We start from the raw sequence: 10,735 nt of genomic DNA, 5'->3' as shown, positions 1-10,735 counted from the left end.
AAGCTCGCTCCCACAGAAGAGCAAAAACAGATCGGCGTACACAGACGCTTCTCACCACTCATCAGGCCGAGCGTTAGCTCGCCTGCAGCTCTTGATCTTGATCCACCCGCCCCCTCGGCAGGCTGAGTGGAGGTGTTTATCCGGGGAATGGCGCGCAGCGCCGTTCGACGCAGTCGAACTCATTGCATGTAGGTCGAAGCGAAGCCGACCGGAGGGCAATGCCCCCGGATGAATACCGGAGCGAAGGAACCCCGAGCCTCAGCGAGGGGCCGTACGTAAGGGGCGAGACCTTTTGGTTCCTTTTGGGGCGTTTGCCAAAAGGGACTCGCCGTAAGGGCGAAACCGCCAGCCGCCGTTACCGCAGCAACGGATATGTACTCAATCAACCAAGAACCTGGTCGGCCCAAAGGCCGCCAAGTTCAAAAGCCAAGATCAAGCCAAACTCTTGCTGACCACTTCAAACACATCACTGGACAACTGCCCCGAAGCCCGAATCCGCTCCAGCTCCGCCTTCATCAAAGCCTGACGAGCACTGTCGTACTTGCGCCAGCGAGTCAAAGGCGCCAACTGCCGAGAAGCTATCTGCGGATTGAAGCCATTCAACTCGATCACCAAATCCGCCAGGAAGCGATACCCGGAACCATCAGCGGCATGGAAGTTGATCAGGTTCTGCCCGGCAAACGCACCGACCAGCGCCCGCACCTTGTTCGGATTCTTGATGTTGAACGCAGGATGCTGCATCAACTGACGAACCCGCTCCAGACCACCAGGCAACACGCTGCCAGCCTGGACGCTGAACCACTGATCCATGACCAACGGGTTGTCCTTGAAGTGTTCGGCGAAGCTGGCCAGCGCCTTGGCCTTCTCGGCTTCGAACGGTGAATTGACCAACACGGCAAGTGCGGTCAGGCGCTCGGTCATGTTGTCGCACGAATCGAACTGCTCCAGAGTCGCAGCCACAACTTCCGGCTTGCCGCTGAGCATCAGGTACGACAGCGCAATGTTCTGCAACGCGCGGCGAGCGAAGTGCTCGGCTTCGGCCACGTACGGCGTCTGCTTCGACAACTCGCGATTAGCCTGATAACGCAGCCACAAACCTTCGAACAACGCGTCAGCCAGTTGCTTACGGGCAAATTCACGCGCCGTGTGAATCGCTTCGACATCCGCCACTTCACTGATCTCGGTCAGGTACGCCTCGCTTGGCAGAGAGAGCATTTCCGCGACCATCGCCTGATCCAGCGACTCATCCGAAAGCACCGTGCGCAACGCCGCCACCAGACGCTGATCAAGTACCAGCGCTTCGCCCTTCTGCTGCTGGGCGATGAGCTCTTGCAGCACCTGCACCGACAGTTGCTGGCCGGCATCCCAGCGGTTGAAGCCGTCGCTGTCATGCTGCATCAGGAACATCAGCTGATCACGGTTGTACGGGAAGCTCAATTTAACCGGCGCCGAGAAGCCGCGCAGCAACGACGGCAACGGTTGTTCGGCGATGTCGACAAAGGTAAAGGTCTGCTCGGCCTCGGTCACGGAAATGACCCGCGAGGTGCCTTGCGCATTGGCTTCGCCGGACAGACGCAGGGCAATCGCTGCCCCTTTGGAATCCAGCAGCCCCAGTTCGACCGGGATCACGAACGGCAGTTTTTGCACCTTGTCCGGGGTTTCCGGGCAGCTCTGACGGAAGGTCAGGCTGTAGGTTTTCGCCGCCGCGTCATAGGACTCGTTCACCGCCAGGCGCGGTGTACCGGCCTGGCTGTACCAGCGCTTGAACTGGGTCAGGTCAACGCCATTGGCATCTTCCATGGCCTTGATGAAGTCATCGCAGGTCACGGCCTGGCCGTCGTGGCGCTCGAAGTACAGGTCGCTGCCTTTGCGGAAGCCTTCGGCGCCGAGCAAGGTGTGGATCATGCCGACCACTTCCGAGCCCTTTTCGTACACGGTCAGGGTGTAGAAGTTGGAAATCTCGATGAAGCTGTCCGGGCGCACGGCGTGGGCCATGGGGCCGGCGTCTTCGGCGAACTGGTGGGTGCGCAGATACGCCACATCCTGGATGCGCTTGACCGTGGCCGAGTTCATGTCCGAGGAGAAACCGGCATCGCGGAACACGGTGAAGCCTTCCTTGAGCGACAGCTGGAACCAGTCGCGGCAGGTCACGCGGTTGCCCGACCAGTTGTGGAAGTATTCGTGGGCGACGATCGCCTCGACCCGCTGGTGCGCGGCATCGGTGGCGGTTTCGGCCTTGGCCAGCACGGCGCTGGAGTTGAAAATGTTGAGGCCCTTGTTTTCCATGGCGCCCATGTTGAAGTCATTCACGGCGACGATCATGAAGATGTCCAGGTCGTACTCGCGACCGTAGACCTCTTCGTCCCAGCGCATGGATTTCTTCAGGCTGTTCATCGCGTGCTGGCACTTGTCGATGTTTTCCGGCTCGACGTAAATGCGCAGCGCCACGTTGCGCTCGCTCATGGTGGTGAAGCTGTCTTCGACGCACCACAGATCGCCGGCCACCAGCGCAAACAGGTACGCCGGTTTCTTGAACGGGTCTTCCCAGGTCGCCCAGTGCCGGCCCTCTTCACCGGGACCGGAAGCGATCGGGTTGCCGTTGGACAGCAGCACCGGATAACTGTGTTGTTCGGCGACGACCGTGGTGGTGAAGGTGCTCATCACGTCCGGGCGGTCGAGGTAATAGGTGATCTTGCGAAAACCTTCGGCCTCGCACTGGGTGCAGAACATCGTGCCGGACTTGTACAGGCCTTCCAGCGCGGTATTGGTTTCCGGGTGGATCCGGACGCTGGTATCGACGGTGAAGGTGGTGCTGCTCGGGTGCAGGGTCAGGTGATTCTCGGTCAACTGATACTGCGCCTCGGAAAGCTCCTGGTCGGCAAGAGTGACCGACAGCAGTTCCAGCTGCTGGCCGTCCAGCACCAGCGGCGGCAGGCCAGGGCCACGCTCGGGGTTGCGGCGCATCACCAGTTGCGCATGGACCAGGCTGTGGTCCTCGTACAACTCGAAGGTCAGGTGCGTTTCGTCGATCAGGTACTCGGGCGCCTGATAGTCCTTGAGGTAGATCATCTTCGGTTGTTCGGTGCGCATGCTGGAGTCCTTACTGATGCACGGCGAGCTGGTAAGCCGTGTATTTACGAATGTTGATCACGCCGGTGTCGAAGATCAGGTATTGACCCTTGATCCCCATCAGCGTGCCTTCGGCAATCGGGTTCTTGTCCAGGTTGAAGCTGACGATCTTCGCCGGGTACTGCTCGACCGGGTAGCGGATTTCCAGCGGTTCGACGTCGGTCACCGGCTGGATCGCCTGCAAGCCAAATCGCTGCTGCAACCCGAGCAAGCCTTCGGCACAGCTGTCGAACAGTTGATCGCGGACCTCGGCCAGGTTCACCGCCGCCGCATCGCCCTTGAGCAAAGCGCGCCAGTTGGTCTTGTCGGCCACCTGGCTGCGCAACAGATCCTCGACGAAACCGGACTGCTGGCGAGTCGATACGCGCATGATCGGCAAGGCCTGGCTCGCACCCTGGTCGAGCCAGCGGGTCGGCAACTGGGTGGCGCGGGTAATCCCGACTTTGACCCCCGACGAATTGGCCAGGTACACCACGTGATCGGTCATGCAGAACTTCTCGCCCCACTCAGGCTCCCGGCAGGTGCCGGCCTCGAAGTGGCAGCGTTCCGGGCTCATGATGCACACGTCGCACTGGGCCAGTTTGGTCATGCACGGGTAGCAGTAACCCTGGCTGAAACTGGTCTTGGTCTTGCGTCCGCAATGGGTGCAGTGAATCGCGCCCAGGTATTCCAGGCGCACCGTGGTGCCGATCAACGGATTGACCGGGACCTCGGTTTCGCCCAGACGAAATGCGTATTGCACGTTCGGCCCGTCCAGGCGCGCCGACATTTTGCTGATTGCACCGCGGCCAATCTCGATCAATGGATGGCATCCGACTTGAACAGGATATTCGGCACTTGAATCGACTTCGAACTGCATTCCTGCGGGCCCATGTAGCCGGTGCGCTGGTCCTCTGGCAGGTTCTGGATTTCCCAGGCGATCATCGCCTGCAGCGACAGTTCGCGTTGTTCGGCGGTGAGCTTGCCACCGTCGGACCATTTGCCGATTTCCACGGCCAGTTTCAGGCTCTCGTAGATATCGGGGGTGATGTTCTTGATCATTTCGTTAAAAGAGGACATTGGGTCTCCGTCTCTTTATTGCATGTTCTGAATTAGGCGGCCAGTTTACGGCGGTTATACAAACCGCCCAACAAACCGGTGAAGCATCCGATGAGTAACCCGCTGACGTGGGCCGCGTTGGCGATCTCGCCGAAGCCGATCATCGAGACCAGCCCGGACAGGCACAGCAGCAACCACACCAGCATCATCACCAGCACGCCTCGCGGCAGGCGATAGGCCGGGTTTGGCGCCAGCAACTGGAAGATCCAGCAATGCCCGAGCAGGCCGTACAGTACGCCGGACAAACCGCCGAACAAGGTCGGGCCACTGAAGAAATACTGGGCAAAGTTCGACACCAGGCTGAACAGCAAGGTCAGGCCGATCAGGTTGATACTGCCCTGGCGCGACTCGATGCGCCGCCCCAGCTCCCAGTACCACATGCCGTTCATCGCCAGGTGCAGGATGCCGAAGTGGATCAGCATCGGCGTGACCAGGCGCCACCACTGCCCCGCCGCCAGGCTGTCGGCCAGTGGCGTGAAGTGGATGTATTCGCCGACCACGCGGAACTCGAGGAAGGTCAGCCAGCGCATCGTTTCAAGGTTGTCGCCCAGCATGGTCACCGCGCCGACAACCAGGCTCAGCAGCAGCACCAGCGCGGTGGCCCTGGCGTATTTCAACTGCTCGACGAACCCCGGGCGCTTGACGGTCTGCGCCACCGGAATATCCAGTTGTTGATCGGGGTCACCCGCCGGAAAACGCTCGTACAGCGCACGCACGTCTTCACTGATGTTGTCCGGCACCCACAGCACCTGCTCGCCAGCTTCCTCGCTGACCCGATGGGGCACTTGCATGCGCTTGAGCAGGGTGACGAACCCGCTCAAGTCCACCGCCAGGGGCAGACGCAATACCGCTACAGCACTCATTGCAGCACCTCCGGCCGCTCGACATCGACCCAGACGAATTTTTGCGGATCCAGGCGGGTTTCCTGATCCAGTCGGTAGGCAACCAGTTTGCCGTACAGCACCGCGCTGTAATCCAGGCAGGCCAGGTTCGGCCGGATCGGTGCCGGCTTGCCGCTGCGCCAGTAATGGCCGACGAACAACAGCGGCTCATCGATGCCATAGCGCAGCAAACTGTTCTTTTCGGTGGACGACAGCGGCGTCCGGGCCACGGGTTCCGGCAGTGCATCCGGTTGGAACACGATGTCGCCGTAGGTTTTCGGATCGTCTTCCCAGAACTTGGTGCGGAAGAACGAACGCACCAGGCCGTCGCCGCTGGTCATGGTCAGGCCATGGGGCAAACGCATGTCCGTGCCGCGCAGCAGCCGGTCGAATACGGTGCAGGCAAAAGAGCCCGACTCCGCCGACGCCTGGAGAAAATGCTCGTCGACGCAGCCGTTGGGGAACAACGCCCGCAGCGGCTCGATCAGCCCGGCGTCCCAGCAGGCGTGGACCACGCGAAAACGCCCGGCATCGACGAACAATGGCAACTGGTAGAACCATTGCTGGAAGTCGTGCCAGTCGCCCGGATGGTGTTCGAACTGGGTCAGGGTTTCGTGCAGCAGGCGGGCATGGCGCGGCGTGTGCTCACGCACGAACTGCTTGCCGCTGCCGGGCAGTGCCGGCGTGCTCCAGCCCAGCGCATTGAACTCGTGGTTGCCCATGATGCACAGCGCCTGACCGGCCTCGACCATGTCGTGGACGATATGCAGTGCCTCGCGAATCCGCGGGCCGCGGTCGATGATATCGCCGACGAACACCGCCATGCGCGAGGCATGTCGCCAGACGCCACCCTGCTTGTGATAACCGAGTCGGTCGAGCAAGTGCTCCAGGGTCAGAGCGCAACCGTGCACGTCACCGATCAGGTCGTAGCTACGCGCGGGATCGAGCATCAGTCGCCTCCACCCCCCAACTTGCTGCCCCAGCCAAGCTTGGTCCGGCAGACTTCATAGTAATTGTGGTCCAGCGGATGGATCAGCCGCAGTTTCTGGGCTTTCTTGCTGACGGTAATGGTGTCGCCCGGCGCGCAGGTGAAGTGGTTCTGCCCGTCGCACGAGACTTGCGGGTAAATCTGCATATCCTTGGACACGACGATTTTCAGCTCACTGTTGCCATCGACCACAATCGGTCTACCCGACAAGGTATGGGGGTACATCGGCACAATCACAATAGCGTCGAGCTTGGGATGCATGATCGGCCCGCCGGCGGACAACGCATAGGCGGTGGAACCGGTCGGCGTCGCGACGATCAGGCCGTCGGCCTTCTGGCTGCAGACGAACTGGCCGTCGATGTACAGCTCGAACTCGATCATTCGCGTGGACTTGCCGGGGTGCAGCACGACGTCGTTCAGTGCATCGCCCTGGCCGATGGCCTCGCCGTGGCGGCGGACTTCGGCCTGCAACAAAAAGCGGTTTTCCACCAGATAGTGGCCATCCAGCACTTCGGCGACCTTGGTTTCCAGCTCATCGGGACGGATATCGGTGAGGAAACCCAGGCTGCCCCGGTTGATGCCGAGCACCGGAATATTGTGTTTGGCCAGCGCCCGGGCGGCACCGAGCAGGCTGCCGTCACCACCGACCACGATGACCATGTCGCAGACTTCGCCGAGCATCTTGCGCGACGAGGTTTGCAAGCCGTGCCCTGGCAGCACTTCGGCGATGGTGTCTTCGAGGATCACGTGCAGGTGACGATCGAGCAGAAACCGTTTCAGTCGGCGGACGGTATCCAGCACCTGGGAACTGCCCAGGCGACCGATGATGCCGATATTGCGAAATTGCTCCATGGGGCTCCTGCGGGGATCTGCGTGGCGGCGAAAACCACGATTATGGGCGAAAGCCGCCCGTAGACAAAATCCTTTCAGCTTCAAGGGTGTGCCCGGGTTTCGGGCTATGCTCGCAAGATGATGCTATTTCCGGATTTGCTCCACCTGCCCCATCAGTTACGCCATCCCGAAGTGCGTGACCTGGCGTGGGTCATCCTCGCGCCGCCCATGCTGGACAATACCCCGTGGCCGCAGCGTCACCCGCTGGCCGGCAGCGACTGGGTGCAGGCACCGGATCGGCTGGAGCATTGGCTGCGGCAGCTGGATCGGGACAGTTATGGCCTGCTGCACTGGCTGGCCCAGGCCCGGACCCGGCGCCTGGGTTTGTACTATGAACGCCTCTGGCAATTCGCCGTGCAGCATGCGCCGGGCATTGAACTGATTGCCGCCAACATGCCGATTCGCCGCGAAGGGCACACCCTCGGTGAACTGGACATGCTGCTGCGCGACCGCGACGGCGTGCATCACCTGGAACTGGCGATCAAGCTCTACCTCGGCCCGCAATCCGGCGACGGACACGACACCGCCCAGTGGCTGGGCCCGGGCTGCCACGACCGGCTCGACCGCAAACTGGCGCACCTGAGCCAGCATCAATTGCCGATTTCCGCGCGCCCCGAGAGCCGTGAAGTGCTGGCGGCGCTGGATATCCAGGCGTTCAGCGCACATTTATGGCTGGGGGGTTACTTGCTGTACCCGTGGCCCGGACAAGCCGCCCCGCCATTGGGTGCCCATCCGCAGCATTTGCGGGGTCGCTGGTTGCATCAAAAGGATTGGCCGGCGTTGTTGGCCCAAAGCCCGCCCGGTCGCTGGCAACCCCTGCCCCGTCACGCCTGGCTGGCGCCGGCGCATTATTCGGCCGAGCACACCTGGAACCCCGGACAGATGCAGGCGTGGCTGGATGACCTGGACCCGCTGGCGCCAGCACAACTGCTGGTGCGCCTGACGGAAAATGCCAGCGGCGACTGGGAAGAGGCCGAGCGATTGTTTCTGGTGGCGGATCTTTGGCCGAATGTGTCGGGACAGGGTTGAGTCCAGTATTGCCTGAGCCGGCCTCTTCGCGAGCAAGCCCGCTCCCACAGGGATCTTCAGTGGATACAAGACTTGTGTTCGGCTGAGGCCCAATGTGGGAGCGGGCTTGCTCGCGAAGGGGCCAACCGGGTCTAAAGAAATAACCACCCAGCGCTTCGCAGGACAAAGCGCCGGCCAATGACCATCAGTCTTTCTTGTGCTGCTCGACCCATTGCCCATAGGCATTGATGAAACTTTGCAGGAACGGCTTTACCGACTCGGACAACTTGCCCGATTCGTCGAACGCCGAACCGGCGTTCCCCAGATAGGCCTCCGGTTGCTGCATCATCGGCACATTGAGAAACACCATGGATTGACGCAGGTTGTGATTGGCACCAAACCCGCCGACGGCCCCCGGCGACGCACTGATAACGGCTCCCGGCTTACCGCTCCAGGCGCTTTTGCCATATGGACGCGAGCCCACGTCAATCGCGTTTTTCAACGGTGCCGGCACCGACCGGTTGTATTCCGGGGTCACGAACAACACCGCGTCGGATGAGCTCACCTGTTGTCGGAAAGTGCTGTAGGCTGCCGGCGGTGAAGTGCCATCGATATCTTCGTTATAGAGCGGCAGATCGCCAATTTCGACGATGTTGAGCTTGAGATTGGCCGGTGCCAGTTCTATCAGGGCCCGTGCGACCTTGCGGTTGATCGATTCCTTTCTCAAGCTGCCGACCACGACGGCGATCGTATAGACGTTGCTCATAAGATTACTCGACTGTCCGATAGGAAGAGCTTGTAGTTATAGATGACGATTCAAACAGCGGGCGACCGAAAACCCCGTCCCTGACTATTTTTTTCCCGTAGGAAAACTTACCTCGCCCAAGCACGGTCTACAGTGCCGCAAATTGAGTGATTTATCTCCAGAGGTTCTAAGCAGATGGCAGCAGTACTCGTCGGTCAGTTCCATGCAAGAGACGCGCAAGGCCGCATTTATTCGGTGCACGAGTTTCAGGACTCCACCCCGGCGGCAGAAGGTTCAGGGCCTGTCACCACCTACAAACTGGCCATTGGCGACCGCGTCAACAAGGTCGACGACAATGAATTCATGCTGGTGCAAACCGGCGTGACCATTACCCGCGAACCGCAAATCGCCAGCGCTTCATAACCCGTCGTTATGAGCAGAAGTCATATGCACGGACTTGGGGTAGGATTCAGCCACTGACTCCTCCACCTGCTGAACATGGACTTCACGCATGCGCTTACGCCATATCGAAGTGATCCAGGCACTCTTGCAGACCGGTCACCTGGGCACCGCCGCCGAATGGCTGCAGTTGCCGGTGGCCGAAGTCGAGCGCTTGCTGCGCGACGCCGAGGATCAGTTGGGTTTCATGCTGTTCGCCAGCGTACGCGGACGATTGCAGGCCACCCGCGAAGCGCGGGAACTGCAGGTGGAAATTGCCCGGGTCTACGATGCGCTCGAACCGGTGCAGCGCCTGGCCAACAGCCTCAGGCAATACCTGGCGCCGCCGCTGCGCATCATCTGCACCCCTCCCCTGGCCAACCAATTGTTGCCACACAGCATCGCGGCCCTGCGCCGACGCCTGCCCGATGCGCCTTGCACGCTGCTGAGCCAGCCCACCCGCGACATCGTCAGAAGCCTGCTGCTGCGTGAAAGCGATCTGGGCCTGAGCCTGCATGACCCCGATCACGCCGACCTCGACTGCCATGTGATCGCCCAGGGCAAACTCCAGTTGCTCGCCCCCCATGGCTGGCTGCAACCGAAACAGAAATACATTTCACTGCAGGATCTGGCCGGCCAATCGATGATCGGCCTGGAGGGGCAGGACCCGTTGAGCCCGGCGCTGGAAAACAAACTGCACGGCTTGCGCCCTGCCCCGGTGATTCAGACCCGGGTCCAGACGCATCAGATGATGCGCAGCATGGTCGAGGCCGGCGAAGGCCTGGCCATCGTCGACCCCTTCACCGCCCTCGGCGCCAAAGCTTCGGGGCTGGATACCTGCCCGCTGGCGCCAGCGGTCCCGATCAGCCTCTATGCCCTGACCCTGAAAAACGCCGAACCCTCTCCGGCGGTTCAGACACTGCTAACCATCGTCACGGAACAAGCCGCGGCGATGCTGACGAACTGAACGGATTTTCCAGCGGGTTTTCGAACAATCGATACCAGAACAACGCCACTTCGGCGGTGTTCGGATCGATGCCGCGATAGCGCAGGTGGTCGATCCCACCAATCACGTAACCGCAGCGTTCATAGAGCCTGCAAGCCCCCAGGTTGTTGTTCTGGGTTTCGAGCATGATGCCTGGCAGCTTTTTCTTGCGGCTCCAGAACTGCGCCACATCCAGCAGGGCCTTGGCCACGCCATGCCGCCGGGCCGGTGCATGCACCGCCAGCTCGTCGATATGGGCAAAGCCGTTCCAGTTGGTGCTGACCACCAGGTGCCCCACGGGCTGGTCATCCAGATAAGCCATGAAAATCGCGCTGTCGGCGGAATCGCGAAAGCTGCTGAATTCCTCGGGATCGATGCCGTAGCACTTGCGATAAGGCGTGATCGGGGTGACAGGCCACTGTGCCACCGGCGCTCCTATTTGTGCCGCACCGTAGGCCGCGACTTCAAAACTGAAATCACTGCCCCAGATATAGGCGGCAAAACCCTCGTCGGCAACCCTTACCGACAACCCTGGATAATTCGGATTTATAACCGGCTGCATACTGGGAAAT

Annotated in this window: 11 protein-coding genes; 3 read left to right on the top strand and 8 right to left on the bottom strand. The window is 61.0% G+C overall.

Features of this window, described 5'->3' with window-relative positions; all coding sequences use genetic code 11:
• Positions 1-432 precede the first annotated feature (432 nt).
• From pepN to KGA98_RS09500, 6 genes are read right to left on the bottom strand one after another with little or no spacing between them, the layout of a single operon-like run.
• Positions 433-3,090 (bottom strand): aminopeptidase N, encoded by a 2,658-nt coding sequence (gene pepN / locus KGA98_RS09525; protein WP_223502170.1) that lies wholly within the window; start codon positions 3,088-3,090, stop codon positions 433-435.
• Between the two features lie 10 nt (positions 3,091-3,100).
• Positions 3,101-3,931, bottom strand: a complete 831-nt coding sequence (locus tag KGA98_RS09520; protein ID WP_090455017.1) for a DUF2797 domain-containing protein — start codon at positions 3,929-3,931, stop codon at positions 3,101-3,103.
• Complete coding sequence (locus tag KGA98_RS09515; RefSeq protein ID WP_053158810.1) at positions 3,928-4,188, bottom strand: YeaC family protein; 261 nt, start codon at positions 4,186-4,188, stop codon at positions 3,928-3,930. Before KGA98_RS09515 ends, KGA98_RS09520 begins: the two co-directional genes overlap by 4 nt.
• Positions 4,189-4,220: 32 nt before the next feature.
• Complete coding sequence (locus KGA98_RS09510) at positions 4,221-5,090, bottom strand: rhomboid family intramembrane serine protease (RefSeq protein WP_090455016.1); 870 nt, start codon at positions 5,088-5,090, stop codon at positions 4,221-4,223.
• Positions 5,087-6,061, bottom strand: coding sequence for a metallophosphoesterase (locus tag KGA98_RS09505; protein ID WP_371319467.1), 975 nt, complete (start codon positions 6,059-6,061; stop codon positions 5,087-5,089). Before KGA98_RS09505 ends, KGA98_RS09510 begins: the two co-directional genes overlap by 4 nt.
• A complete protein-coding gene (locus tag KGA98_RS09500; RefSeq protein ID WP_008016128.1) occupies positions 6,058-6,948 on the bottom strand; it encodes an NAD(+) kinase in 891 nt (296 codons plus the stop codon). The genes KGA98_RS09505 and KGA98_RS09500 overlap by 4 nt, the downstream gene beginning before the upstream one ends.
• 117 nt (positions 6,949-7,065) lie before the next feature.
• On the opposite strand from KGA98_RS09500, the gene KGA98_RS09495 reads away from it, so the two are divergent.
• The gene (locus KGA98_RS09495) at positions 7,066-8,016 is read left to right on the top strand and encodes a DUF1853 family protein (RefSeq protein WP_223502169.1); all 951 of its coding nucleotides are present in this window, start codon (positions 7,066-7,068) and stop codon (positions 8,014-8,016) included.
• 184 nt (positions 8,017-8,200) lie between these two features.
• On the opposite strand, the gene KGA98_RS09490 is transcribed toward KGA98_RS09495, so the two are convergent.
• Positions 8,201-8,761, bottom strand: a complete 561-nt coding sequence (locus KGA98_RS09490) for an NADPH-dependent FMN reductase (protein WP_223502168.1) — start codon at positions 8,759-8,761, stop codon at positions 8,201-8,203.
• A gap of 174 nt (positions 8,762-8,935) precedes the next feature.
• Between KGA98_RS09490 and KGA98_RS09485 the strand changes: the two genes are divergently transcribed.
• Entirely contained in the window at positions 8,936-9,163 is a 228-nt protein-coding gene (locus tag KGA98_RS09485) for a hypothetical protein (protein ID WP_057715028.1), read from the top strand.
• Between the two features lie 88 nt (positions 9,164-9,251).
• The gene (locus KGA98_RS09480; protein WP_057715029.1) at positions 9,252-10,145 is read left to right on the top strand and encodes a LysR family transcriptional regulator; all 894 of its coding nucleotides are present in this window, start codon (positions 9,252-9,254) and stop codon (positions 10,143-10,145) included.
• On the opposite strand, the gene KGA98_RS09475 is transcribed toward KGA98_RS09480, so the two are convergent.
• Positions 10,111-10,725: a GNAT family N-acetyltransferase gene (locus KGA98_RS09475; protein WP_057715030.1), complete on the bottom strand. Its 615-nt coding sequence runs from the start codon at positions 10,723-10,725 to the stop codon at positions 10,111-10,113. The genes KGA98_RS09480 and KGA98_RS09475 overlap by 35 nt on opposite strands.
• Positions 10,726-10,735 lie beyond the last annotated feature (10 nt).

Source organism: Pseudomonas sp. BF-R-24, assembly GCF_019947335.1.
GTDB classification, from domain to species: domain Bacteria; phylum Pseudomonadota; class Gammaproteobacteria; order Pseudomonadales; family Pseudomonadaceae; genus Aquipseudomonas; species Aquipseudomonas jessenii.
Note: the sequence above shows the minus strand (reverse complement) of the source record. Positions and strands in the feature narration are given on the sequence as shown.